Origin of the sequence: Bacillus sp. YC2, from assembly GCF_019891195.1 — a bacterium.
GTDB lineage: Bacteria > Bacillota > Bacilli > Bacillales > Bacillaceae > Bacillus.
In genome coordinates this window covers 23,354-48,402 of record NZ_JAHXDO010000006.1, presented here as the reverse complement: position 1 = coordinate 48,402, position 25,049 = coordinate 23,354, and the positions used below count along the sequence as shown (strand labels likewise).

Genomic DNA, 25,049 nt, shown 5'->3' with positions numbered 1-25,049 from the left:
GACGCTCCCCCTATGAATCCCGCAGTGATTTTCCGGTGAGCTGGAGGAAGATGCTTTCTAAATTAGCTTCTTCGAAATGAAGACCTGTGATGGTGAGCCCGGTTTTCCTGATATCGTCCGCGATATCAATCATATTTCGATCCACCAGCATAGAAATTTTCTGTCGGCTGAGGGCAACTTTAGAGACACCGGGAATATGATGGATTTTCTTTACGGCGTCGTCATTCAGCTCCGCCACATTTACAATCAGGGTATCGCAGGCATTTGCCATCTGTTTCAATTCGTCTTTCGTTCCGGCTGCAATAAGAGAACCGTGATCCATAATCGCCGCTTTCTCACATAAATACTCGACCTCTTCCATGTAATGGCTCGTGTAGATGACCGTCATTCCTTTTTCTTCATTTAATGTTTTGACGGTTTCAAGGATATGATGTCTGGATTGCGGATCAATTCCCACAGTCGGCTCATCCAAAATGAATAGCTTCGGATCATTCATTAAAGCGGCGCCGATATTCACCCGTCGTTTCATTCCGCCGGAAAATTCAGCCACTCTTTGATTCCGCTGCTCCTTTAATTCAATCATCTCCAATACCTCATCGATGCGCTTATAGAGCGCCGTACCGGAAAGGCCGTATAAGCTCCCGAAAAAAGCCAAATTATCCTTCGCGCTTAGCGACTGGTATAATGCTAACTCCTGAGGGACAACACCCATTATTTTTTTAATCGCGACAGGCTGTTCTTTCAGTGATTTGCCGTCTATATGTATCGTTCCGCCCGTTGGCGCGAGCACGGTGCTGATCATTGACACAGTTGTTGACTTACCGGCTCCGTTCGGCCCTAAAAGACCGAATATCTCTCCGCTTTCGATTCGCAGCGACACATCATTCACAGCGATAAAATCACCGTACTTTTTTGTCAGGTTTTTTAATTCGAGCATTCGTTCAGCACTCCTTGTGTCATGTCTGCTCTCATTCTACTCCTGACAATACTTGCTTACTATTCACTTAAGTACTCAATACCTATATTACTTTCGTCATATGTTTGGTAATAAAAAGAGGGAGGGGGGAAAGCGGGGATTACATTAGTTTTTGTAAATATAATGTGAGCTCGGTTCTGTTTGTCACTTCCAGTTTTTCAAGGATGCGGGATACATAATTTTTTACCGTGCCCTCTGTCAGAAATAAAGCCGCGCCGATGCTTTTATTACTTTTGCCTTCCATGATGTGCTTTGCCACTTCAAGCTCTCTCGGCGTAAGAATCGCCGTCAGCTCTTCACGGGGCTGTTCTTTCTCGGTTTCCGTGTTCATCTCATTGAAAGCTTTCACTACCTTTAGCGTAATCTTGGGATTCAGCATCATATTCCCTTCACAAGCAGCTTGAAGAGAGGCGATAATTTCGTCAGAATCAGCATCCTTCAGGATATACCCGTCCGCCCCGTTTTTCAGCCCGGTAAAAATATATTCTTTATCATGAAATGTTGTCAAAATGATTACTTTTACAGACGGATGCTGCATTTTTACCGCTTTTGTCGCCTCTATTCCGTCCATTCCCGGCATTCTGATATCCATCAAAACAGCATCGGGCTCGGTTTGCGAAAGCAGCTGCAAAACCTCTTCGCCATGAGAGGCCTCCCCCACGACATTGATCTCTTCATGAAGACTTAATATCATTTTCAGCCCCTCTCTGACAATAGGCTGATCATCTGCAATAATGACATTCACTTTATCGTTCCTCCTTGCATGGTATATACATTTTCACATCAAATCCCGTCTCTTTTCCCGAATAAAAAACAGCCTCTCCGCCCAATGCGGCGGCTCTTTTTTCAATTCCGTTCAAGCCATTTGATTTTGTGATATTTCCACAGCCAGAGCCGTTATTATGAATATGCGACAATATCATATCCCGCTCTTTTTGAATACGAATGGAAAAATAAGAAGCACGTCCGTGTTTCAGCCCATTTGTGATCGTTTCCTGCACAATTTGATAGATGCAGTGTTTTATATCAGGGTTTACCTCTTCTATTTCTTCATCCATATCCAGCTCAAACCGTATATCATCCGTTTCTTGAAAATGGCTGAATATGTCACGGAGTGCTTGCTCGAACTCACGCCCGGACAAAGGATCGTGAAGAAGCAAAACCGCCTGGCGCAGTTTGAGAATGGATTCCTTCGAAAGCTCATACGCCTTTTGAATGACCTGTTTCACTTTTTCCGGCTTATGGTCTGCCGCTTTGCCCGCAAATTCTAAATTCAGCCTCAGCGCCACAAGATAATGTCCGAGAGAATCATGCAATTCCTGCGCAATTCTCGTTCTTTCTTTGGAAATCGTCAGCTCCTCTATCCGGTCTGAATATTCCTTCAGTGTGGCATTAGCGGTTTGCAGCTCTTTGTTTAACTTCTCGATTTTCGATTTTTCCTGCAAATTTCTCCGATATAAATAAATAATCGCAAACATGATCACATAAGGCAGTACAATATCACTGACACCCGTACCGGCGGCATATAGACCGACAGCAAAGGCAGCGGCATTCATACTTAACAAAACAATCGATATCTTTTCCTTGGTGATGAGAATTTCCACCAATAACAGAACCATGATGACCTGTGTCCCCGGACAATAAACGAGGTACAGCAAGAAGCCCGCCATCACATTGCTCAGGAGAAAAGATCCGAAATAAAAGACGGATTGTCTTTTACCATATATCGGCCGCAAACAGTCATTGGCCGTTAACAAAATAGCAAGCACAGCTAAAAAAACCCCCAGCTTCCGTTGGGCCGTCGGAAACTGAAGAATAGTATGAAAGATTGATAGTAAGGCAAAAACTCTAATGACTAATTTCGTATGTGCTATGTTCATCGGATGCTCCTCGGCCTGCAAGATTTATGTGAGAGCGCCGGCTTTTCTTTTCACATGCAACAGATCATACAGCTCATCAAGCGAATGAATTTCATACGTCGGAACGACACCAGACTCATTTGCTTTCTGCCCGGGGTTGAACCAGCACGTATCAAGCCCGGCCATCTGTCCGCCCTTCATATCTGCGCTCAGGGAATCGCCGATAATGAGCGCTTGCTCGGCGGAAAAGTCAGGAATTCTGGCAAACACATAATCAAAATATTCCTTCATCGGTTTTTGAAAACCCGTATCCTCAGACACAAAAATGTCTTTAAAAAACGGATACAGTCCCGAGTCACGCAAACGCTTATATTGTGATCTGGATACACCGTTTGTCACGATATACAAATCATATACAGGGTGCAGGCTTTTGATCAGCTCATAAGCGCCGTCAATGAGCTGGTGTCCTTCTTCTAAGTATTGGCGGTATTTCTGATTCAGCAAAACACCGTCCGCCTCATAACCATATTCCTTAAATAACAGGGTGAACCGGGTATTTACGACTTCATCACGAGTCATTTCTCCCTCTTCAAACGCTTTCCATAACCCTTGATTCATTGACTTATACCGAGCCTCCACTTCAGCTGTCAGCTCTATCTCTGTGTCTTGAAATAATTTTTGAAGAGCATCGTTTTCTGAAGCAGTGAAATCCAGCAGTGTATTGTCTATATCAAATAATAACGTTTGGTAATTTTTCATAGATGGTTCCCCCGGTTCTGCTTTTTTTATCCAGTATACCACTGGGGAACACGCCGATAAAGATAACCGCCGGAAACTGTTTTAAAATGAAATTGTTACTCCATCCTCCGTCACGGGATTCAGCGATAAAATGAAGGGATTAGGCAGGCGGGTGTGTTTGAAGATACACGATCCGCCTGAGTGCAGCAAAAATCAGATATAACGTCCGTCCATTATTTGCACGAAAAAAACTGACGAGAGCCGGAACCGAACCATTTTGCTAAATATAAATTGCCGTTTATCATTAAATAAAAAGACACCTCCATTTTAGGAAGTGTCTTTCTGACTCACACAGCGTCTTCTATTTTCGTATCATCATCGGCAGCCCGCTTGCCAATGCCGAAAGCAAAGTAGCTGGCAGTCACAATCGCTAAGAAAATAACCCCGACAATCAGCGATACCCGCGTGTCATCGTTAAACCACATACCGACTAACACCATCAGTAAGAAAGCAATCGTCACATAGTTTGTCACAGGCGCGAAAGGCATTTTAAACGGATGCTTATCAAGTTCAGCACCCTTTGCCCTTCTGAATCCGAGATGGCTGATCAAAATGACGAACCACGGAACCATACCAGGAAGCACACTCGCACTGTACACATACACAAATACATTTGGCGGCGCAATATAGTTCAATACAACGCCGGCCGCCAACCCGATCAATACGGCGATTGTACCATATAACGGCACACCGTTGCGGGAGACTTTCTTAAAGAATTTCGGCGCCTGACCGTTCACGCCCAATGTATAAAGCATACGCCCCGCGCTGAAAATCCCGCTGTTACAGCCGGACATCGCTGCCGTAATCACAACAAAGTTAATAATACCGGCCGCCGCCGTAATCCCGATTTTCGCAAATGTAGAAACGAACGGGCTTCCGAGTGAATGAAGTTCGTCCCACGGATACACAGTGACAATGACAAAAATCGCCCCGATATAGAAAATTAAAATCCGCCAGATAATGCTCTGGATTGCACTTTTCAACGTTTTTTGCGGATCTTTCGCTTCCCCGGCGGTAATTCCGATCAGCTCGACCCCTTGATAGGCCGCAATGACAAGAGATAAAGCAAAGAAAAATCCTGAAAAGCCATTTGTAAAGAACCCGCCGTGCGACCAAAGATTAGATAATCCGATCGCATGTCCCCCGTTACCGAAACCGAAGAAAATAATGCCGATTCCCGCGATAATCATTAAGATGATCGTCACGATTTTAATCATCGCAAACCAAAATTCAAACTCACCGAATGATTTCACTGAAATTAAATTCGCCGCGCCGAGAATGGCCATGGCAATGATGCCCGGTATCCATGCAGGCAGATCCGGAAACCAATATTTCATATATGAACCGACGGCAATGATTTCAGACATCCCGACGATTACCCATTGAAACCAGTTGCTCCACGCCGTCATATAGCCGGCTAACGGATGTATATACTTATGGCCGAATGTCGCAAACGAACCCGTACTCGGCTCCACATAAAGCATCTCGCCCATCGCGCGCATAATAAAAAAGATAAAAATACCGGCAATTGCATATGCAAGCAGGACAGACGGCCCGGTCCACTGAATCGTGCTGGATGAACCCATGAATAAACCGACACCGATCGTACCGCCCAAAGCAATCATCTGTATATGACGCGCGCCCAAGCCTCTCTTCAACTCTTTGTTTGCCACTTCGCTTCCTCCTCTAACAGCTCTATATATTTGAAATAATGAAGCAGAAGGTGCACCTTTTTTGTACCTAACTCACTCTTCATTTCTCGCAATATTAGAAATTTTCTATTTTTCTATTGTTATAAAATCTCCAATTTCCTTATCTCATCATAATAAATTTCCGTGGAAAATACAATTGTTTTTTTCAGGTAAACACCTTTCAGTCTAAGCTGAGCAAACCAATATAAAGCGCTTTCATTTTATTAAATTATGAATATTAAGATAATAAAATGCTGTAAACAGCCGAGAAAAAAATTTCCCCGACTTTAAGCCGTCCGCCCCCCATTCTATATAAATTTGCCTTACATCACACAAGCACGTTTGCGCCAAAGCAAAAAGTTGAAAACCCTTCTTTCTTCCATTCTCTCTCGGATACACTATAATCCTGCTTATATGGAAAAAATCGCGGATTCATTTTCACTAATCGATAAATGCCTCATTCAGCCGGATCAGCAGCTTGCCGAACAGTTCTTTTTCATCACCTGACCAATCGTCAAGCATACGACGATACCGTTTAACACGCATCTGCTTATCGACTTTTAAACGCTGCTTGCCGAGCTTTGTAATCGTAAACAGGCTGACCCGCCCGTCAGATGGATCGGAAAAACGATGGATCAGCTCTTTCGCCTCCAAGGCCGCAGCCTGCCTCGAAAGCGTGGAAATATCCAGCTTAAAGGATTCGGCCAATTCTTTGACACGCGCAGGCCCAAACTCGTCTAACTGCCTTAATAACAGATAAGCCGGCCTCTCCAGATTCCCGATTTTACGGTCAGAGTTATCCAGATAAACAGCCCGCCTGATAAAGGTAGTGAGCTCATATTCAATCAATTCAATCGGATCTTGTTTCGGCAAATGGAATCGCTCCTTACAATTGACAACAGCATCATTAGTTGTATAATACAAACATATGCATATGTATCCTGCAAACATATAAACAAGTTTTGCATACATATAGTTGTATAGTACAAATATATGAACCAAAAGTAAAGAAATTACCGTAACACCGGCAACAAGAAAGGGGGAAGCTGCTCTTCTCCAAAGAACAGCACCGTTGTGAAAACCATACGCATTATCTTACAAATTATCATTTTATACGCATTTTCCATGATCGGAGAAGCCACCCAACAGCTGTTTCATCTGCCCATTCCGGGAAGCATCATCGGCTTAATCCTCATGCTCATTTGTTTGACGACTAAGATTGTTCCAGTGAAGATTATTGAAGACGGAGCAGGTTTTTTGCTCTCTTTTCTTCCATTATTATTTATACCGGCCATGGCGGGCGTGATGAATTACCCATCCCTTTTTTCCGCAAGCGGAGCCGCTCTGTTTCTGATTGTCATACTGAGCACCATCGTCACGATGATCGCTGCGGGATACGCCAGCCAGCTGTTAGAACATAAAGCCAATCAGCGAAAGGAGAAAAAGAAGTGCAGCAAGCATGTATCGCAATCCTTATAATTTTGTTCACGGCCGCCGCCTATCTGGCTATGGTGAAATTATATGTGCGCTTTTCATACCCATTTCTCATACCCGTACTGACAACGACGATTCTGATTATCGTGCTGCTGCTCGCCTTTCACATCCCTTATAAAGACTATATGATCGGCGGAAAGTGGATTAATTCACTGCTCGGCCCCGCTGTCGTGGCATTAGCTTATCCGCTTTATAAGCAGCGCCGCATCTTGATTCAATACAGCTTCCCGATCATCGGAGGCGTGCTGGCGGGCTTATTTTCAGGAATGGTCAGCGGCCTGTTATTTGCAGAACTGTTTGGCATCGACCGGAATTTGATTCTGTCTATCATTCCAAAATCAATCACAACCCCTGTCGCCATTCAGATCGCCACCGGACTGGGCGGCGTTCCATCAATGACAGTGGTGTTTGTCATGATCGCAGGATTTTCAGGCGTCATTCTCGGACCCCTGCTTCTCAAATGGATTCGCATTCACAGCTCACTCGGAAAAGGAATTGCATTCGGCAGCGCCTCTCATGCGCTCGGCACCTCAAAAGCAATGGAATACGGAGAATTAACGGTCTCCATGAGTTCCGTTTCCATGACGCTCTGCGCTGTGCTCGGCTCTGTATTCGGCCCCATTGTAGCGTGGATGTTTCAGATTTAAAGCAAAAAAGCTGACGGCGTATCGTCAGCTTTTTTATATGCCATTACCTTCATTTCCATTATCATGTTTTAATTGTAAGAATAATGGTAAAGTAGAATGAAAGGGAGGGATTCATAATGGATAAAGCAATTCCGCAAATGACGCTTAATGACGGTACAAGCATTCCTGCTATCGGCTTCGGTACATACACTCTTAACGGGAATGAAGGCGTTCATGCCATTAACAGCGCTATTGATATTGGCTATCGTTTGATTGACACCGCTTATAACTACGAAAATGAAGGAACTGTCGGAGAAGCCATTCGCCGCAGCTCGGTTCCCCGGGAACAGTTATACATTACATCCAAACTTCCCGGACGCTATCATGAATACGACAAAGCAGTAAAAACGATCCAAGAATCTTTATACCGGGCGAACTTAGATTACTATGACTTGTATCTTGTTCATTGGCCGAACCCGAAACAAGGCCGCTACACAGAAGCATGGCAAGCCCTGATTGACGCTAAACAATGGGGTTTGATTCGTTCCATCGGCGTTTGCAACTTCCTGCCTGAACACATTGAACAGCTTGAACGTGAAACCGGCGTTAAGCCAAGTATCAACCAGATTGAATTGCATCCCGCTTTTAATCAGGAACACCAGCATAAATGGCATGAAAAACAAGGCATCCTGACCGAATCATGGAGTCCTTTAGCCCGCGCCAGTGAGATATTAAATGATAAGCAGCTTGAGCAAATTGCAGAAAAGCATCATAAAACAATTTCTCAAGTGATCTTACGCTGGCATGTCCAGCTCGGCGCTGTCCCGATTCCGAAATCATCATCCCCGGAGCGCCAGCTTGAAAACATTTCTGTTTTTGATTTCTCGCTTGATGAAAGCGATATGAAGGTAATCGCTTCGCTTTCCCGCCCGGACGGAAGGATTAACGGTCAAGACCCGGCGGAGTATGAGGAGTTTTAAGAGAACGAATACTCAATAAATTAAAATAAAAGGACGTGGTACAGCGGCCGTCCTTTTCAGCGGATTGATTATCTCGTAATCACAGCTGACCTGCTGATTTTAGGTCTTTCACTTGCCGTTACATTAAACGGAGGGACACGGTTTCACAATCCTTTCTTATAGAGTCAGACTGTTTTAAAAAAGACCCCCTCGGGTCTTTTTTTGTGTTTTTTTCAAATCATTTACTTTACAGGATTGACGTTACATCTTTAAATACATATAATCATATCAAAATAGTAAGAATTGGATCTGTGAAGGAAGGTGGCCATTCTGATAAAGAGAAAAAGGGTCTGCACCCTCATAATCATAGCTGCTTTTTTAAGCCTCACTGCATGTACAGTCAATGAAACAAATGGAAAGCAGCCCATTCGAATCGGATTCCAAAAAGGAAATACACTGCACCTTTTAAAAGAAAGCCGCTATTTAGAAAAACGATTAACACACGAGAAAATTGAATGGATTGAATTCGAAGGCGGCGGGGCTTTATTGGAGGCGCTGGCTGCCGGGAAGATTGATTACGGAAATGCCGCTGACGGATCAGGTATTTTTGCGCAAAGCTCCGGCAAACACATTGTTTACGTGGGTGCGAGCCCGCCAAATTTATCAGGTGTCGGTGTCGTCGTAAAAGAGAATAGCCCCATTCAATCCTTTGCTGATTTAAAAGGGAAAATTGTAGCCGCGAATAAAGGAGGAAATCACCATTACCTCGCTCTCTTGGCTTTGAAAGACGCCGGGTTAACCCAGCACGATGTCAAATGGGCTTTCGTATCGGATGCCGCTCAAGGCAGGGCTGCTCTGGAATCGGGTGAAGTCGATGCTTTTGCAACGTACGATCCGTTCCTCGCCGGAGTCGAAGAAAATGGACATGTGAGAACTCTTCCCCATCATGTTACGGCTTATCCGAATCGAACGTTTTACTATGCTGCACCGCAATTCGTACGCGAACATCCCGATCTGGTCAAATCCATATTAGAGGAGACTGACCGCTCAGACCGATATGCCAGCACGCATCAAAACGAAATCGCCAGCCGTATCGCGACTCTGACCGGTATTCAGTCTAATATATTGGAACGGGCGACAAAGCGAAAGAACTACGGCGTGAATACGCTGACGAAAGACATCATATCCGCCCAGCAGCAGCAGGCAGATGACTACTATCAGCTCGGGTTAATAAAAGACCCGATCCGCGTTTCTGACATCATGCCTCTCGATCCTTTGTGGAAGCCTGTTTTAAAAGAAAGTAAAGGAGACGAATGATCATGAGAAAAAGTGTACTCCCCTGGCTGGTGCCGATTTTTATACTAATCGTTTGGCAATTATTTTCTTCCTCACATGTATTATCAGAGAGTCTTTTTCCTTCTCCGCTATCTGTTTTAAAAGCATTGTGGGAACTCATCGCAAATGGAGCGCTTGCTCTGCATTTACAAATCAGTTTGGCGCGTGCACTGAGCGGACTATTGATTGGCGGACTGATCGGCTTTGTCCTCGGCATTATCAACGGCTGGTCAGCGCTTTCCTTCCGTCTGCTGGATACAACCATCCAAATGATCCGGAACATTCCGCACTTTGCCCTTTTGCCGCTTGTCATTGTCTGGCTTGGAATCGGCGAAGCTCCGAAAGTATTTCTTGTCGCGCTTGGCGTCATGTTTCCCGTCTATATTAATACGCTCCATGGCATTCGGAATGTGAACCGCGAACATATTGAAATGGGGAAAATGTACGGCTTGCGCGGTTTTCAATTATTCAAACAGATTTATTTCCCTTCCGCTCTCCCTTCTATATTCGTCGGCTTTCGTTATGCGCTCGGCGTCATGTGGCTGACCTTAATCGTTTCTGAAACAATCGCCACAAGCAACGGAATTGGCTACCTTGCCATGAATGCACGTCAATTTATGCAGACGGATGTCATTATCGTCAGCATTTTAATCTACGCCTTATTAGGCAAAGCAGCCGACATCATTGCTCATATCGGTGAGCGCTATGCGCTGAAATGGCATCCTAATTATCAAAAGCAAGGATAGGAGTGAAAAAAATGGCACAGCCCTCTCAGAAAATAGAGTTGTATAGCCAAGCAAATGAGCAAGCGATCCAAATTAAATTGGACCATGTCAGCAAACAATTCGGCGGCACACAAGTCTTAAAAGATATTTCTTTGACAATTGAACAAGGCCAATTCACAGCCATCGTAGGAAAAAGCGGGAGCGGAAAAAGCACATTGCTCCGCATTCTGGCCCAGTTAGAGCAAACGAGCTCAGGCCAACTGACATTCAGCGGCACAGATGAGAACAGCACCACAATGATGTATCAGGATTCACGGCTGCTGCCATGGAAAAAGGTCATCGATAATGTATTAATCGGGCTGCCGAAAGAGCGGACAGAAAAAGCAGAGGAAGTGCTGAAAGCAGTCGGATTGTGGAAGTGCCGAAACGCATGGCCATATAAGCTGTCAGGCGGACAGCAGCAAAGGGTTGCCCTTGCCCGTGCTCTCATCAGAAAGCCATCCCTTCTGCTGCTGGATGAACCGCTCAGCGCATTGGATGCCCTCACCCGTCTCGACATGCAGCAATTGATAGAAAAGCTATGGAAACAAAATGGATTTACAGCTGTGCTCGTCACACACGATGTGCAGGAAGCGGTCCGCCTTTCTGACCGCGTCATCATGATCGAAGACGGAGAAATCAGCTTCGACATCCCGATCCGCGCCAAACGCCCCCGCTCCTTGTCCGACAGCACACTCATCCAGATTGAACATGAGATCTTGCATCGAATTCTTCAGCGGACATGACAAAGGGATGATGCGGCCTGATGTACAACAAGGAAAGCTGACGGAATCACTCGTCAGCTTTTTGCTATTTTATATACGCACGCCCAGCTGCCGCTTCCATTCAGACAGCCATTCCGAATCACTCGTCCCGTAGCGTTTGCTTTGGCCGACATCACGTAAAGAGCCATCTTTGTAATCAATCGATAGCACCAAATCAGGAATCGAATCATACCCTGCTTTCGCCAGCTTCGTGAGCTCCGGACCATAATGGGCTGCCGCTTCCGCCGCCGTATGTTTCAATACAGGGTCCTGCTGCAGTGCTTCTTTATAGACGTCTATAAGATCACGGCCGTCATCCGTGACGTACTTTAAGAACAGCAGAATATTTGGTAAATCCTATCCACTAACAACAAATATTTCATCATTAAAAACCTTCCCGCTCATAGGAAGGATCGTTTTATCATAATATTCAACCGTTTGTCGCACATACTTACGACGGAAACATTCATAAGCCTCTGATCTTTTTCACCATCTTATCCCAACCAACATCTCCCATCGTTTTAGCAACGATCTGACCGTATTGACTTACTAGACAAAAACTGGGGATGCCTTGTACGTGACAAGCTGTGACGATCTCATAGTTTTGGTCTAATACAATCGGAATAGTCATTCCCTTATCAAGAGCATACGCTGAAACAACCTCAATAGATTTCTCTTCTTCTATATAAGGAACATGTACTCCGATTACTTTCACATTCATACCCTTTATATCATGAAGGACGTTGTCTGTTAATTGGTGACAGTTCGGGCAGCTGATCGACCAAAAATAAAGAAGATGATATGCAGCACTTGGAAATGTCAAATCATCTTGTGATTGATTCAACCAGGGTAAATGACTCGGCCATTCAGTTAACATTTGTTCAGCTTTCATCCTATCAGTCCTCCTTATCTTTCAGCTGAAACGCAATCATCTTTCCTAATGCCTCTTCAGCTGCAAACGGAGCAACTATTCCTGAAGGATGTTCCTGCTCGTGTTTTAGGCATTCATACATCTTCGGTTCAATGCGAGACGGATCAATCCATGCAATACACCAAGATGCCCAAAAACATGATTCCCCTTCACTTTCTTGAGCGATTTTGATGACAAAGGGCAGACTAGGTTTTCCAATTCTCATCAGTGAAATGGCCGCAGCCATTCTTGTATCTTCTGCATGACTTTTTAATAAACGTGATAGCTCCTCCGCTGCTTCACCCGCATCTTCCCCAAACTCACCTAAAACAGCCGCAGCGATATTACGCAAAGAGCCTTCCTCTTTTAGGGCATCAACCAAAACAGGTATTGCATCTTTTCCTGACTTCTTCAGCCCTCCTATCGCTTGAACAATTGTGATCTCATTTGTATTCGCTAAATTCTGAACAGATAACGACAATTCATCGTCATTTGATTTCATAAAAGAACACCTCTCCTCGTTTTAAAACAAACACTTTACATATCAGTCCATTATCTGAATCGATAAAACAGGCACCAACAAAGGCTTCCTACACTGACAACCGCCATTAATGTATACCAACCAGCCGTCAATAAATGAATGCCATATAAACAAATGCCACTCAACCCTAATGCCATAAAAAATGACTTATAGTATTGAGGCAATGAAAGCTTAAGATTTTTTCGACTGGTATTGACAAAAGCAAACAGTCTTATTGTTATAAACCATATATATAACCCCAATCCATATACATACCAATAAACTAAATTCTCAACTGCCATGAACGCAATAGAGACACAGTAAAGAATAAACAGCCAGACTGTATTCGTCAGCTCTAGAATAATGATTTTTCTCCAAAGGGCACCGGGGAATAAATGAAGGGCACCTGATTGCGAATGCCTGACAATTCCTGAATAATAGGAACTCAACATAACTGCCGAAGCGACGAGAAAGAAAAGGAGATAAAACCACTCTGGATACATGAAAATGACGATATAAAAGACGCCACTGAGCATGAGGGTATGAATGCTATGAAAAAATAAATATTTTTTAACAAGCAACAGTTCTAACCACAGAAAAGACCAAATGCCATTTAGACCTTGCAACCCCCACCAAGTCGTCTTTGGTTTCTGCATAATTTGACCTGAACCAAATTGACGTTCTTGAAACTCTTCCCAGAATTCAGCTTCTTTCACCAACGATTCCTTCATTTCTACCTGACTGCTCGTAAAAGAAATCGTCATAAAGGAGACTGTGATGATCCCAATAAATACAGCCACATACAACGGTGACAAAGTCTCAAACACTAATCCTACGCCACTAACAAAACGACCAATGCCCTCCCATATCTCAGATGAATGTTGGAGAAAAAAGAGGTGATAAAGACATATGGAGTAAATGACCAGCATGAGAAGAAAGACTGAAATGTATACCCTTTTCATTTTCTTCACTGTTCTTGCACAAGAGACCGACATCAACCACACTTCAGCGATAAAAAAGAGCCCTACAAAAGTTATGGATCGGCCTAGTAAATTGATATACTTACCAGACAGAAGCACAATCAATACATCACCAAGTATGGCTGAGATGATCCAAAGTAATGCCTTCCAAGTGACGCTGAAAAATAAAACACTATACACAACTTTTGAAAAAGATGTGGCAGTGCCATAAAGCCACATGACATCTGCCATTTGACTTGGTAATCGATTTGAAAAAAGGCCAAATGCCGTATAAAGGATAAAAACACCTGTAAGCACCCAACCACCAATACTCATATCCCATGTCGCAGATCTAGAAACAAAACTTACTTGAAATCCGATAGCCCCAACAAAAAGGAGCATGATCAAAAAAGGCATTTTTTTTTCCTGACCTTGACTGACAAAACGCCTTTTTGACTGAAGCCATAAAAAAGAAATGATATTATTCATCTGACCATTCCCCCAGAAGACGAATCACTTCTTTTCTCCATTCCGCTTGTTCATCTTCGAATTGAGGAACATTCAAACTCTGCATGAGTTTGCCGTCTCTGATTAATATCACCCTGTCAGCTGTCTCTAACACAAACTCTAGACTATGAGTTGATACAAATGCTGAGCATCCTTGATTGGTTTTGGTTTTTAACCAGTTAGATAGCCACTGTTTTGATGGGATATCAAGGCCCACAGTCGGTTCGTCTAATATATACAGCAAAGCGTCTTGAACAATCGCCCCCGCCAAGACAACCCGCTGTTTTTGGCCTCTTGACAGCTGACCACACAATTGGTTTGCTTTCTCCTCCAAGTGCACTTCCTTCAATGCATGATAAACCCTTTCTTTTAAATCCTTTTTACCTGGATGATATCCTCTGGCCCTGAACTGAATATGTTCAGCAGCGGTTAAAGCGGGATACAGATATGGCTGATCAGGAATAAGCGCGACTTTTTTCTGAACATTTATATGCCCTGGAGGAGAACCCTCAATGAGGATATCTCCTTTATCCGGCTTATAGAGACCTGTCAAACATCGAATTGTCGTTGTTTTTCCAGCTCCATTTGGCCCCAGTAGCGCCACGATTTCTCCTCGTTGTATTGAGAAAGACAAATGTTCAATCCCATCACCATTCCGATAGCATTTGCTTAAATTTTGTACTTGCATCAATTGCATCAAATCTTCTCCTAATCATTAGAGTGAAGTATGCTTTGGCTTATCATGATGCATATGTCTCTGAAGCTTAAACTGCCACAGCGGCATACAGACGAGTACTAAATTATGAATGAAATGAGCTGCTAATACACAAATAAAACCAAATTTGATAAAGAGAACTCCCAGAAAGCAGCCGAATATAAATAGATGCAGCCAACGTATCCACCTCGGGTCATATCCAGTTACTTGGTGCATCACCGCCCATAAAAAGGAAGATACAATGATGGAGATGATGATATTTCCACTCATCCACCAAATGACTGGAATCATTAACAGCCGATAGATGACCTCTTCTCCAATCGAACTTTGTATGCTCATATTCAATCCTTGCCTAAAGGTAAAACCTGATAGAAAGACGGTTCGGTTAGAAAGCTCAGGAGAAATTCGTAAATAATGCTTTTTCTCCAATAAGTTAAACAACAGAGAAGTCACTCCCAAACTAATGAGCCCTGCTCCTATTCCATAGAAAATCTGAACCAATGGTTGTTCAAACGTTTTCCATCCAAAATCACCAGCAAGTGCATTTCCTGCCAATGAACATATAAATACTACAAATCCTGTTAATAATCCTGTAAGAAGTGTAGACAAAACACCTAACAAACTGACCGTTTTGACACTCATTCTTGCATCATAAGCATTTACAATTGTCAATTGAATATCTTCTTTTAGCGTCAATGACTGGCATATTATAATCAACAAACCCAGAACAAAACTGATGATTATGCTTGTTTGAACATCCATAAATACAAGGATGAGAATCGCAAGGACCATCGCTGCAGCTGAACCCAACATACCAGATACTCCGAATGTCGATTCCACTTGTTCATCTCGAATGACTTTACCCATTTGATCAGTTAGTATTTCTTGTTCAGTCCCAATATAAGAAATTCGGCCGCCCTGTAATTCAACTGTCACCTTGAGCCGAATATCTCCCGCTTCCGCTATGTACCAATAAGTACTGATCTCTCGAAAATCCTCTTCCTTTTTACCAGTACCTGTAATGTTTGCTCTAGACCAAAGTCCATCAGGCGAAGCCATTAACCTCTGCTTGAATGTCTCTGGAGAAACTTGTTCTAACTTCCCCGAAAGAGACTTTTTCGGAACATCCGCATAAAAAAAAGTGATTTCTCGATTGGCATTGACACCAACTACAAATGATTGATTTTGGTGAACGAAACGAACTCTCCATGATTCGACCAACCCAACATCATATAAAACCTTTCTATTTTTCTTAAGTATGCCTAAGTGATGAAGTTTATTCACTGTATCGTGGTCATACCAATATACCGAATAAAAATCCCAGTTCTCTACATCAATCCCAACAAACTCTTTTATAAATTGAATGCTTATTTCTTTTGCCTCATCTTTGCTTAAGAGTAGTGAAGCAATTGTTGGAGGTTTAAATTTAATAAATAACAGTAATCCAACAACTGCTAAAATACTCCAGAATACAAATGATAGACTATTCATTCCTGAATCCCTGCCTTGACTTCTTTTTGAAAAGGCAAGTCCGGTTCAGATAGCTCAATTTTCCCTATACATTTGCAATTTTTAGCTTCACATTTTAACTGAAGCAAACGAGCAGGTGAACCAATGTACGCCATGCTATCTTCTAAAATATGCCCTAGTGGCAAATCTTCTAATTGGCAAGGAGTTACGTATCCATCTGCTCTAATATACCAAGCAAGATATCCTGGTGTACAAAAATCTGTTGTGAAAGAACTCTCTTCGTTCTCCCAATCAATTATATTCAGGCGATCTCCCCATTTATGACGTGCTTCCCTAAGCTGCATTTGAACCATTTCTTCAAAATCAATATCCAAAGCCTTATAGCCTTCTGTCGCACGTCCAACAGATAACGTTTTTCCTGCACGAAAGATAAAAGCACCCGCATTGGCACATTGCTCCACCACATCTGATACTTCACCAGCATTGGATTCATTAATGGTCATAGCAACAATCACTGGAATGTTTGCTTCAGATAATTTTTTAATGGTATTCATACTTTCTTTAAAGCCGCCTTTTCTGCCTCTTAATTGGTCATGCGTATTATCCATACCATCAATACTAATCTGTACAGAAACATTGCCTAAGTGACTAAGTAATTCTACTTCTTCATCTCGCCAATTCAATCCATTACTAAATACATTCACATTGGTAAACAACGAACTTGCAGCAACGACTAATTCTTTAAACCCTTTGATCAGCTTTGCCTCTCCCCCGGTCAGCGTAATATCAGCAACCCCATGGGATGCTAGCTTTTGCATAACCAATATCCATTGTTCACTAGATAGTTCCTGCGGATATGGTTTACCTGAACTGGCATAGCAAAATGAACAACTTAAATTACAAGCATTTGTCAACTGCAAGGTACAACTAATAGGTAAATATGAATCTAGCGAACCTGAAACATGTAAAGGCTGATCTAACAGCCCTTGTGTCCAAGCCTCCGTAAATGGATGGGCACTAAGCTCTTCTTTTAATAGTTCAGCACTCATCTCTTCTTTTTTCATAATTTCCCAAATGCGTGCCGTTTTGTGGAGGTTTTTGTTTTTTGATAACAGAAACGCCAACTGTGCTCCACGTCCACTGAGTCTAAAATAAAACATACTTTTTCTATCAATCATTACAGCACCATGAGGCTGTAAATGAACCGCTAACTCTGGTAAATCAAAATCTTTAACACGATCATTTAACATATAAAATCCCCCTTAAGAGAAAATAAGGAGTATAAGCAAATATGCTCTACCCCCTATTCTCAAATGTTAAATTGCTTTCATAGCAGGATGCGGAAGTGCACAAACACGTGTCATAGCAATACTCTTCGAGGCCCAACAGCCCATACAGCCTGCAGCCTTCACAATCGAAGTCCCTCCTGGTTTTGCAAGGCCTTTTTTACTCACAGATTCCCATTCTTTTTGGTTTCTTTTCATAAGTAAAACCTCCTCTCAATTTTGCATAGAGTCTATAGACATATCTTCCATGCGCTCCGATAATACCAGATTGCATTTGTCGAAGTAAGGGGAATTTTGTATTTAAACCTAAAAAATTCTTTAAATTCCTATAATTAGTATTTATTATATTAAGACTTTAAAATAAAAAAGTATCGAAAAGATCTCCTCTCGAAAAATACGCCAAAACGGCGACCAATTTTGATAGAAAAATACCGATGGCTAATAGAATGCAAAAAGAAACTATACCCGTAAAAAAGTTTTACATATAGAAAACTATGTGTTAACGATGGCTATATTTAAAAACACAAAAAGCAACCTCTGGGAGGAATTAAATCAAGAGGTTATTTTTAATCAAACTTTATTAATTTTATCCAAACAATGACTTTAGTTAATCGAAGTCAAACCCTCCTCTAATTTAAATAAAATATTCATACTAAAAACCCCTTTGGCTCAACATATCCAAAGGGGTGAAACCGTTCAACTTTTTACAAACGGTACGACTTTATTTTAAAAACCGCAGTTTAACTGGACAAACAAATTTATTTTACTCCACAGTAACACTCTTCGCAAGGTTTCTCGGCTTATCAACATCACACCCGCGATGCAGCGCAGCATAATAAGCAATCAGCTGCAATGGCACAACAGAAACCAGCGGAGCAAGCGCAGGATTGACTTCCGGCAGAACGAATCTGTCATCCGCGTCGTCCAGGCCTTTCAGCGAGATGATGCATGTGTTCGCTCCGCGTGCCGCAACCTCTTTCACGTTTCCGCGAATGCTTAGGTTGACGTGCTCTTGTGTCGCCAGCGCAAAGACCGGTGTCCCTTCTTCAATCAGAGCGATTGTTCCGTGCTTCAGCTCGCCGCCTGCGAAACCTTCCGCTTGGATGTAAGAAATCTCTTTCAGCTTCAGCGCGCCTTCGACACATACGAAGTAGTCAAGGCCGCGGCCGATGAAGAAAGCGTTTCTTGAAACAGTCAGGTACTCACGCGCGATCATTTCCATTTCGTCCTTCTGGTCGCAGAGGGCTTCCATGGCGTTTGCAGCGATACCTAATTCTTTAACTAAGTCAAAGCCGATGTCAACGCCGTTACGTTCTGCTGCTACGGACGCAAGGATCGCTAAGACGGCAATTTGGGCCGTATAGGCTTTTGTTGAAGCAACGGCGATCTCAGGGCCTGCGTGCAGAAGCAGCGTGTAGTCCGCTTCACGGGAAAGTGTTGATCCCGGCACGTTTGTGATCGTCAGCGCTTTGTGCCCTAACGCTTTTACTTGAACAAGCACGGCGCGGCTGTCCGCTGTTTCTCCGCTTTGAGAAAGGAAGATGAAAAGCGGCTTCTTAGACAGAAGCGGCATGTTGTAAGAGAATTCACTCGCTACATGCACTTCAACCGGTACGTTTGCCCACATTTCAATATATTGTTTCCCGACAAGGCCTGCATGGTAGCTTGTTCCGCATGCCACGATATAGATGCGGTCCGCTTCCGCTACGGCGTCAGCGACATCGCCCGCCACGGCAAGCTTGCCGTTTTCGTCTTGATACGTTTGGATGATTTTGCGCATCACAAGCGGCTGCTCATCCGTTTCTTTTAACATGTAGTGAGGGTAAGTGCCTTTTTCAATATCACTGGCGTCAAGCTCAGCGATATAAGACGCACGTGTCATGATGTCACCGTCTAGGTTTTTAATCACGACTTCGTCTTTTGTCACAATGACCATTTCTTTGTCTAAAAGCTCCACATATTCATTCGTTACTTGAAGCATAGCCATCGCGTCAGATGCCACGACGTTAAATGTATCTCCAAGGCCGACTAATAGAGGACTTTTGTTTTTTGCGACATAAATGGTGTCTGTGTTTTCACCGTCAAATAACGCAATTGCGTAAGAGCCTTTTAACAGGGTAAGTGTTTTGCGGAACGCTTCTTCTGTCTCGAGTCCTCCAGTCACAAATTGCTCGATCATTTGAACGACTACCTCAGTGTCTGTATCACTTTTCAGTTCAACATTTTCAAGGTATTCGCGCTTCAGCTGAACATAGTTCTCGATCACACCGTTGTGAACAAGTGTAAAGCGGCCGAGTGCGCTTTGATGCGGGTGAGCGTTCAGGAAGCTTGGTTCGCCGTGAGTCGCCCAGCGTGTATGGCCGATTCCTGCTTGAGATTCAACAGTTGAATCCACCACTTCACGAAGGTCGGCGATGCGGCCTTTTTCTTTGTACACATGCACGCCCTGCTCGTTCGCCACAGCGATACCGGCAGAGTCATAACCGCGATACTCAAGCTTCTCCAATCCTTTTAACAAAATCTCTTTCGCATCAAGCTGACCGATATAACCTACAATTCCACACATATTTTCTTCCTCCTAAAGGTGTAAAAGGAGACGAAGAAAGTCAGATAACAAGGGGACTTTCCATCGTCCCCTCCCACATGTTTTTTTGGAAGATCATGTGATTTCTCTTTGTTCGGAGAGTCGCCTCTCCGGTTTGAAGAAATCCTTACGGCTGTGATCTAACATAAATCAGCCGGGAGGCATCCGCCGAAAATTCGATAACCTCCATCCTCGTCAACTAAGCCGTTTTTCGGGCGCTTAGTTCGGGCGCTATAATTATAAAGATGCAAACAAACAATGCCGCCTTTCCTGAGAATGAAAAACAAAGGCTGAACAAGCTTGATTTTACAACATGTGCCAAGGACGGTCAATTATTTTTTGCTGCCCTTGGCATCATGTATTACTATCATTTTATGCCAATCCTGCTTGTCTTGTTCGCTCTCTGTTTATAAACTTCGCTACTCCGCTCCCATTTCTGTCCGCACGACATCCACAATTCTTGTGACATATTCGTCACAAAGTTCTTTTGTTCTCGCTTCTGCCATCACGCGGACGAGCGGCTCGGTGCCTGAAGGGCGCACTAAAATCCGGCCATCGCCGTTCATTTCTTTTTCCACTTCAGAAATAACAGCCTTCACCTTAGCATTTTCTTCAACCTTGTATTTATCCGTCACTCTCACATTCACTAACAGTTGCGGGAATTTTTTCATTTCATCCGCAAGCTCTGAAAGGGTTTTTCCGGATGCCTTCAATGTATTGACCAGCATAATCGCTGACAAAAGGCCGTCGCCGGTTGTGTTGTAATCAAGGAAAATAAGATGTCCCGACTGCTCGCCGCCGACATTGTACCCGTCTTTTTTCATCGCTTCCACGACGTAGCGGTCGCCGACTGCCGTTTGAACGCTCTTGATGTCTTCTTTCTCAAGCGCTTTGTAGAAACCGAGGTTGCTCATCACGGTTGATACGACTGTATCATCCTTCAGGCGTCCTTCTGATTTTAAATACTTTGCGCATATGTACATAATTTGGTCGCCGTCGACAATGTTTCCTTTTTCATCAACGGCAATCAGACGGTCGCCGTCTCCGTCAAACGCAAGGCCGATATCGGCTTTTTTTTCTTTGACGAAGGCACTTAACGCTTCCGGATGCGTAGAACCGACGCCGTCATTAATATTTAATCCGTTCGGTGACGTTCCCATTGTGGACACGTCCGCGTCCAGATCAGCAAACAGGTGTGTCGCGATGGACGACGTAGCCCCGTGGGCGCAATCAAGCGCTACATGAATGCCGGTGAAATCTTCGTCGGCAGTCTGCTTTAAAAATTGCAGATATTTTTGAACGCCTTCAAAGTAATCGTTCACAAGCCCGAGCTCCGCACCAGTCGGTCTCGGCAGCTTATCCTCCGGTTCGTCCATCAAGCGTTCGATCTCTGCCTCCTGCTCATCAGAAAGCTTAAAGCCGTCACCCCCGAAGAACTTAATTCCGTTATCCTGCACAGGATTATGAGAGGCGGAGATCATGACGCCCGCCTCTGCATCCATTGCCTTCGTTAAATAGGATACGCCCGGCGTGGAAATGACGCCGAGACGCATGACTTCAGCTCCGATTGATAAAAGTCCGGCGACAAGGGCTCCCTCCAGCATATGTCCGGAGATACGTGTATCGCGGCCGATCAGTACTTTCGGGCGCTGTTTGTCTTTTGTCAGGACATACCCGCCAAAACGCCCCACTTTAAAGGCCAGCTCTGGCGTAAGCTCGCTGTTGGCAACACCTCTTACACCATCTGTTCCAAAATACTTGCCCATTTTGTATCGCTCCTTTTTCATTCTGTTGAAGAAGAACCAGCGTTTGATCCGTCTTCATTTTGGTCTTGATTTTGATCCTGGTTTTGACCTTTATTGTTATCGCTGTCAGTGTCGTCTTCCTGGTTTTTGTCTTTGTCATTTGTATCTCCGCTGCTGCCGTTTTGATGATCGGAATTGGCGGGGCTGCCGTCATTTTTATTTGAATTTATGCTTTTCTTTGATGTCAGCTTTATTTTGGCGGTCTTTTTTGACAGGGACCATGTGATGTTTTGCGGCCCGTTCACTTCAAGCTTTACTGAATGCTCTCCGTCATTTAAGTCTGAGACATTGGCGTACAGCTCAATATCTGATTTCTTCAATGCCTTAATATTGTCCGGAGAGCCTTTGGCTGTGACGTTGACCGTTTGCGATTTCGGATCGAGAAACTCAATTTGCTGCGAGCTGCCCAGTCCGACCGTCTTAATCGCGACATCATCAAAATCCTGCTTGTCTTCACTGTCCACCTTAACATGAAGCGTAATTTTTTCAGGTGAAACCTTTGTAACACCCTTCGGCAGCGGAATGTCCGCGTCTATGTCCGTATCCTTATCAATTTTGCTCAGATCAAGCGAGACGCCGTCAATGAATTCAAGTGAATTCAAGACATCCTGCGGGCCGTAAACCGTCACTTCGCTCGGGCTTGAGTCGATACTGGCGACACTCACTCCGTCCGGAAGGCTTCCCTTTCTTTCAATTTTAAAAGGGAGCTTTTTGCTGGGGCTTGCCACCGGAACGGTCACTTTAATCACTGACGGTTCAACATCAACAGGAAGTGCGTTTCCGTCTTTGTCATAGACAGTCACCTTCACTTCCTTTTCAATCGTCTCATCTGCATTTTCAAGGTTCACGGATGCTTTGACAAGTGAAATGTTATCAATCACATTTTTGGAACCGGTAATCTGCACGTTTTTCGGACTGATGATCGGCTGCTGCGGAGTATACCCCGTTTTCATCTTGCTTTTATTGTAGTATTCGACGTCAACGGGAAAACTCTCAGCCGTTTTTTCCTGAATCGTGACTGTCGTGACTGACGGATTAATGGATATCGTCAGGCCGTCCGATACGTTTTTAGCCTTCAGCTCGACTTTATGCGTGCCCGTTTTCAGGTTATTCATATCAGCGTAAATCTCAAAATTCTTCGTCTGTCTCGCCTTTTTCACCGCGCTTGTAGAACCTTTGATAGTGACATTAACCGTCTGAGGAACACCCGTGACGACGTAATTCGCTTCATCATAATACGCTTTTACGGGAATATCAGTCAGCGTAGCCTCGTCTGTTGTTGATGTCGGAAAGAAAGATTCCCCGGGTTTTTTCGGAGTCGGCGCCTGGTTGTTGTTAACCGCAACATAAAGCAGCAGCGCAAAGAGCAATGCAATGATCTTTACAGCCCAGCGGTTGTTTAAGAATTTATCCATTTTTCTTGCCCCTCCAGTACCAGCGGTTAGAAGAAGTATCTCTGGCGTTTTTCTTAAACTCGGCTTCGAGCATTTCTTTCAGTTCGTCTTCCGTCAATTCTCTGTGAAGGTCTCCGTTTCTGGCCACACTGATGCCGCCAGTCTCTTCAGACACAACAATGGTTAAGCTGTCCGTCACTTCACTGATGCCGACGGCCGCTCTGTGCCGTGTCCCAAGCTCCTTTGAAATAAACGGGCTTTCAGACAGCGGCAGATAACACGCCGCGGCAGCAATCTCGTTATTCTTCATAATGACCGCTCCATCGTGCAGCGGCGTATTCGGGATGAAAATATTAATCAAAAGCTCCGAGCTGACCTTCGCATTAAGCGGAATGCCCGTCTCGATATAATCTCCCATTCCCGTATCACGCTCAATCGCGATGAGAGCGCCGATACGGCGTTTCGCCATGTAGCTGATGGATTTTGTAATCGCTTCAATTGTTTTCTGCTGCGCTTCCTCCACGGGCGTGCCGCTTCTTGAAAAAAACCGCCCCCGGCCAAGCTGTTCAAGCGCCCTTCTCAGCTCAGGCTGGAATATAATAATAATCGCTAAAAATCCCCATGTTATCGCTTGGTCCATCAGCCACTGCAGTGTGCTGAGTCCCAAATATGAACTGGCCATCCGGACTAACACGATGACGACGATTCCTTTTAAAAGCTGAACCGCCTTCGTTCCGCGTATGACCATGATTAATTTATATATCACATACCAAACAAGGAGAATATCAACGGCATTGCCGAGGTATTGCAAAAATGGGATGTCCTCAAAAGCCATTTCCTCGTCCTCCAAGAATTCAGTCATTTCGTTTTGTTATGGATTGTGCTGTATGAGCATATGTACTTCACATAGCGTGCTCATTATACCACATTTTGATTTCCCAAGTGAAATGAGCCTCCGCCCGATGCTTATTTTACATAGAAAAAAAGAGTAAAGCGAAAACTCGCTTTACTCATCTCCATTTGGGTCCAATGCGCTGATGGCACCTTGGCCCGCCGATTTCAGTTCATACCAAACCCAGTCAAACAATTGGTTAATTTCTTCAATTTGCCCGGTGACTTGTCCGGCTGAGGCCATGTATTTTTCTCCATTTACCACGGTCACATCGCCGTCTACTTTTCCTTTAATGATCAGCTTGCCGTTTTTCACAGTGACATCGCCCTTTACGGTCTCGCCTTCAGGAACGGTAACCGTGTGATTCTGGACGACAAGATTCGGCTGTTTGGACACGCTGAAATTGTGGTCATTATGCCAGCTGTTGAAAAAACCGCCGCCCATTAAAATAACAAAAACCGCTGCGGCTGCAATCATCGGATGTGTTCTGAACCATCTTTTTACAGAAGCGCGTTTCTTCTCTTTTGGGAGATTCGCCATGACGTTGGCAGTAAAATCAGCAGGGGCTGTGACATGCGATGTGCTCCTGACGAGCGCAATGGATTTCTCCATTTCGTGAAAATGCCTTTTGCAATTCTCGCATGACTGCAAATGTTGTTTTAATACGTTTTCATCTTCAGGAAGGATATCTCCATCAAGATGCTTATGCATAAGCTGCACAACCTGTTCAGGACAGCTCAT

Annotated in this window: 24 protein-coding genes and 1 pseudogene; 6 read left to right on the top strand and 19 right to left on the bottom strand. The window is 43.9% G+C overall.

Annotated elements, in window-relative coordinates; all coding sequences use genetic code 11:
* Nucleotides 1-10 precede the first annotated feature (10 nt).
* The 6 genes from KY305_RS11595 to KY305_RS11570 all read right to left on the bottom strand — a co-directional run bounded on the left by KY305_RS11595 (nucleotide 11) and on the right by KY305_RS11570 (nucleotide 6,197).
* Complete coding sequence (locus tag KY305_RS11595; RefSeq protein ID WP_223062658.1) at nucleotides 11-937, bottom strand: ABC transporter ATP-binding protein; 927 nt, start codon at nucleotides 935-937, stop codon at nucleotides 11-13.
* A 139-nt stretch (nucleotides 938-1,076) separates the two neighbouring features.
* On the bottom strand, nucleotides 1,077-1,721 hold the full coding sequence (locus KY305_RS11590) for a response regulator transcription factor (protein ID WP_214813377.1): 645 nt from the start codon (nucleotides 1,719-1,721) through the stop codon (nucleotides 1,077-1,079).
* A gap of 1 nt (nucleotide 1,722) precedes the next feature.
* Nucleotides 1,723-2,856, bottom strand: coding sequence for a sensor histidine kinase (locus KY305_RS11585; RefSeq protein ID WP_223062657.1), 1,134 nt, complete (start codon nucleotides 2,854-2,856; stop codon nucleotides 1,723-1,725).
* A 24-nt stretch (nucleotides 2,857-2,880) separates the two neighbouring features.
* Complete coding sequence (locus KY305_RS11580) at nucleotides 2,881-3,594, bottom strand: YjjG family noncanonical pyrimidine nucleotidase (protein ID WP_223062656.1); 714 nt, start codon at nucleotides 3,592-3,594, stop codon at nucleotides 2,881-2,883.
* A 326-nt stretch (nucleotides 3,595-3,920) separates the two neighbouring features.
* Nucleotides 3,921-5,306 carry an amino acid permease gene (locus KY305_RS11575; protein WP_223062655.1) on the bottom strand — a complete coding sequence of 462 codons (1,386 nt, stop codon included), beginning with the start codon at nucleotides 5,304-5,306 and terminating at the stop codon, nucleotides 3,921-3,923.
* A gap of 459 nt (nucleotides 5,307-5,765) precedes the next feature.
* Complete coding sequence (locus tag KY305_RS11570) at nucleotides 5,766-6,197, bottom strand: MarR family winged helix-turn-helix transcriptional regulator (protein ID WP_223062654.1); 432 nt, start codon at nucleotides 6,195-6,197, stop codon at nucleotides 5,766-5,768.
* Nucleotides 6,198-6,398: 201 nt separating this feature from the next.
* Here KY305_RS11570 and KY305_RS11565 point away from each other — a divergent pair, with 201 nt between their 5' ends.
* The 6 genes from KY305_RS11565 to KY305_RS11540 all read left to right on the top strand — a co-directional run bounded on the left by KY305_RS11565 (nucleotide 6,399) and on the right by KY305_RS11540 (nucleotide 11,248).
* The gene (locus KY305_RS11565; protein ID WP_223062653.1) at nucleotides 6,399-6,803 is read left to right on the top strand and encodes a CidA/LrgA family protein; all 405 of its coding nucleotides are present in this window, start codon (nucleotides 6,399-6,401) and stop codon (nucleotides 6,801-6,803) included.
* The gene (locus KY305_RS11560) at nucleotides 6,773-7,465 is read left to right on the top strand and encodes an LrgB family protein (RefSeq protein WP_223062652.1); all 693 of its coding nucleotides are present in this window, start codon (nucleotides 6,773-6,775) and stop codon (nucleotides 7,463-7,465) included. The genes KY305_RS11565 and KY305_RS11560 overlap by 31 nt, the downstream gene beginning before the upstream one ends.
* Before the next feature lie 116 nt (nucleotides 7,466-7,581).
* Nucleotides 7,582-8,424: an aldo/keto reductase gene (locus KY305_RS11555; RefSeq protein ID WP_223062651.1), complete on the top strand. Its 843-nt coding sequence runs from the start codon at nucleotides 7,582-7,584 to the stop codon at nucleotides 8,422-8,424.
* 300 nt (nucleotides 8,425-8,724) lie between these two features.
* On the top strand, nucleotides 8,725-9,720 hold the full coding sequence (locus tag KY305_RS11550; RefSeq protein ID WP_316252444.1) for an aliphatic sulfonate ABC transporter substrate-binding protein: 996 nt from the start codon (nucleotides 8,725-8,727) through the stop codon (nucleotides 9,718-9,720).
* A gap of 2 nt (nucleotides 9,721-9,722) precedes the next feature.
* Nucleotides 9,723-10,484, top strand: a complete 762-nt coding sequence (locus tag KY305_RS11545; protein WP_223062650.1) for an ABC transporter permease subunit — start codon at nucleotides 9,723-9,725, stop codon at nucleotides 10,482-10,484.
* Between the two features lie 11 nt (nucleotides 10,485-10,495).
* Nucleotides 10,496-11,248 (top strand): ATP-binding cassette domain-containing protein, encoded by a 753-nt coding sequence (locus tag KY305_RS11540; protein WP_223062649.1) that lies wholly within the window; start codon nucleotides 10,496-10,498, stop codon nucleotides 11,246-11,248.
* Between the two features lie 69 nt (nucleotides 11,249-11,317).
* Here KY305_RS11540 and KY305_RS11535 read toward each other — a convergent pair.
* The 13 genes and pseudogenes from KY305_RS11535 to rsiW form a co-directional block, all read right to left on the bottom strand.
* A pseudogene (locus tag KY305_RS11535) lies at nucleotides 11,318-11,596 on the bottom strand (DUF4885 family protein); the annotation flags it as partial.
* Between the two features lie 136 nt (nucleotides 11,597-11,732).
* A complete protein-coding gene (locus KY305_RS11530; protein WP_223062648.1) occupies nucleotides 11,733-12,158 on the bottom strand; it encodes a TlpA family protein disulfide reductase in 426 nt (141 codons plus the stop codon).
* A gap of 4 nt (nucleotides 12,159-12,162) precedes the next feature.
* Nucleotides 12,163-12,678 (bottom strand): HEAT repeat domain-containing protein, encoded by a 516-nt coding sequence (locus tag KY305_RS11525; protein ID WP_223062647.1) that lies wholly within the window; start codon nucleotides 12,676-12,678, stop codon nucleotides 12,163-12,165.
* A 50-nt stretch (nucleotides 12,679-12,728) separates the two neighbouring features.
* Nucleotides 12,729-14,144: a sporulation killing factor system integral membrane protein gene (skfF, locus tag KY305_RS11520; RefSeq protein ID WP_223062646.1), complete on the bottom strand. Its 1,416-nt coding sequence runs from the start codon at nucleotides 14,142-14,144 to the stop codon at nucleotides 12,729-12,731.
* Nucleotides 14,137-14,859, bottom strand: coding sequence for a sporulation killing factor ABC transporter ATP-binding protein SkfE (gene skfE, locus KY305_RS11515; RefSeq protein ID WP_223062645.1), 723 nt, complete (start codon nucleotides 14,857-14,859; stop codon nucleotides 14,137-14,139). Before skfE ends, skfF begins: the two co-directional genes overlap by 8 nt.
* Nucleotides 14,860-14,877: 18 nt before the next feature.
* Nucleotides 14,878-16,368: a sporulation killing factor biosynthesis protein SkfC gene (gene skfC, locus KY305_RS11510; RefSeq protein ID WP_223062644.1), complete on the bottom strand. Its 1,491-nt coding sequence runs from the start codon at nucleotides 16,366-16,368 to the stop codon at nucleotides 14,878-14,880.
* Entirely contained in the window at nucleotides 16,365-17,597 is a 1,233-nt protein-coding gene (skfB, locus tag KY305_RS11505; protein WP_223062643.1) for a sporulation killing factor system radical SAM maturase, read from the bottom strand. The genes skfC and skfB overlap by 4 nt, the downstream gene beginning before the upstream one ends.
* A gap of 66 nt (nucleotides 17,598-17,663) precedes the next feature.
* Complete coding sequence (gene skfA, locus KY305_RS11500; RefSeq protein WP_061521343.1) at nucleotides 17,664-17,831, bottom strand: sporulation killing factor; 168 nt, start codon at nucleotides 17,829-17,831, stop codon at nucleotides 17,664-17,666.
* A 565-nt stretch (nucleotides 17,832-18,396) separates the two neighbouring features.
* Entirely contained in the window at nucleotides 18,397-20,199 is a 1,803-nt protein-coding gene (gene glmS / locus KY305_RS11495; RefSeq protein WP_214804197.1) for a glutamine--fructose-6-phosphate transaminase (isomerizing), read from the bottom strand.
* A gap of 437 nt (nucleotides 20,200-20,636) precedes the next feature.
* The gene (glmM, locus tag KY305_RS11490) at nucleotides 20,637-21,983 is read right to left on the bottom strand and encodes a phosphoglucosamine mutase (RefSeq protein WP_223062642.1); all 1,347 of its coding nucleotides are present in this window, start codon (nucleotides 21,981-21,983) and stop codon (nucleotides 20,637-20,639) included.
* 17 nt (nucleotides 21,984-22,000) lie between these two features.
* Nucleotides 22,001-23,437: a CdaA regulatory protein CdaR gene (gene cdaR, locus KY305_RS11485; protein ID WP_223062641.1), complete on the bottom strand. Its 1,437-nt coding sequence runs from the start codon at nucleotides 23,435-23,437 to the stop codon at nucleotides 22,001-22,003.
* Nucleotides 23,430-24,251: a diadenylate cyclase CdaA gene (gene cdaA / locus KY305_RS11480; protein ID WP_223062640.1), complete on the bottom strand. Its 822-nt coding sequence runs from the start codon at nucleotides 24,249-24,251 to the stop codon at nucleotides 23,430-23,432. Before cdaA ends, cdaR begins: the two co-directional genes overlap by 8 nt.
* 171 nt (nucleotides 24,252-24,422) lie before the next feature.
* Complete coding sequence (gene rsiW, locus KY305_RS11475; RefSeq protein ID WP_223062639.1) at nucleotides 24,423-25,049, bottom strand: anti-sigma-W factor RsiW; 627 nt, start codon at nucleotides 25,047-25,049, stop codon at nucleotides 24,423-24,425.

Bases quoted from the DNA above. Each gene is read 5' to 3' on its own strand.
- rsiW (WP_223062639.1), bottom strand. From the start codon at position 25,049: ATGAGCTGTCCTGAACAGGTTGTGCAGCTTATGCATAAGCATCTTGAT.
- KY305_RS11530 (WP_223062648.1), bottom strand. From the start codon at position 12,158: ATGAAAGCTGAACAAATGTTAACTGAATGGCCGAGTCATTTACCCTGG.
- KY305_RS11525 (WP_223062647.1), bottom strand. From the start codon at position 12,678: ATGAAATCAAATGACGATGAATTGTCGTTATCTGTTCAGAATTTAGCG.
- cdaA (WP_223062640.1), bottom strand. From the start codon at position 24,251: ATGGCTTTTGAGGACATCCCATTTTTGCAATACCTCGGCAATGCCGTT.
- skfB (WP_223062643.1), bottom strand. From the start codon at position 17,597: ATGTTAAATGATCGTGTTAAAGATTTTGATTTACCAGAGTTAGCGGTT.
- KY305_RS11595 (WP_223062658.1), bottom strand. From the start codon at position 937: ATGCTCGAATTAAAAAACCTGACAAAAAAGTACGGTGATTTTATCGCT.
- cdaR (WP_223062641.1), bottom strand. From the start codon at position 23,437: ATGGATAAATTCTTAAACAACCGCTGGGCTGTAAAGATCATTGCATTG.
- glmM (WP_223062642.1), bottom strand. From the start codon at position 21,983: ATGGGCAAGTATTTTGGAACAGATGGTGTAAGAGGTGTTGCCAACAGC.
- KY305_RS11580 (WP_223062656.1), bottom strand. From the start codon at position 3,594: ATGAAAAATTACCAAACGTTATTATTTGATATAGACAATACACTGCTG.
- KY305_RS11545 (WP_223062650.1), top strand. From the start codon at position 9,723: ATGAGAAAAAGTGTACTCCCCTGGCTGGTGCCGATTTTTATACTAATC.
- skfA (WP_061521343.1), bottom strand. From the start codon at position 17,831: ATGAAAAGAAACCAAAAAGAATGGGAATCTGTGAGTAAAAAAGGCCTT.
- KY305_RS11585 (WP_223062657.1), bottom strand. From the start codon at position 2,856: ATGAACATAGCACATACGAAATTAGTCATTAGAGTTTTTGCCTTACTA.
- skfE (WP_223062645.1), bottom strand. From the start codon at position 14,859: ATGCAATTGATGCAAGTACAAAATTTAAGCAAATGCTATCGGAATGGT.
- KY305_RS11540 (WP_223062649.1), top strand. From the start codon at position 10,496: ATGGCACAGCCCTCTCAGAAAATAGAGTTGTATAGCCAAGCAAATGAG.
- glmS (WP_214804197.1), bottom strand. From the start codon at position 20,199: ATGTGTGGAATTGTAGGTTATATCGGTCAGCTTGATGCGAAAGAGATT.
- KY305_RS11555 (WP_223062651.1), top strand. From the start codon at position 7,582: ATGGATAAAGCAATTCCGCAAATGACGCTTAATGACGGTACAAGCATT.
- skfF (WP_223062646.1), bottom strand. From the start codon at position 14,144: ATGAATAATATCATTTCTTTTTTATGGCTTCAGTCAAAAAGGCGTTTT.
- skfC (WP_223062644.1), bottom strand. From the start codon at position 16,368: ATGAATAGTCTATCATTTGTATTCTGGAGTATTTTAGCAGTTGTTGGA.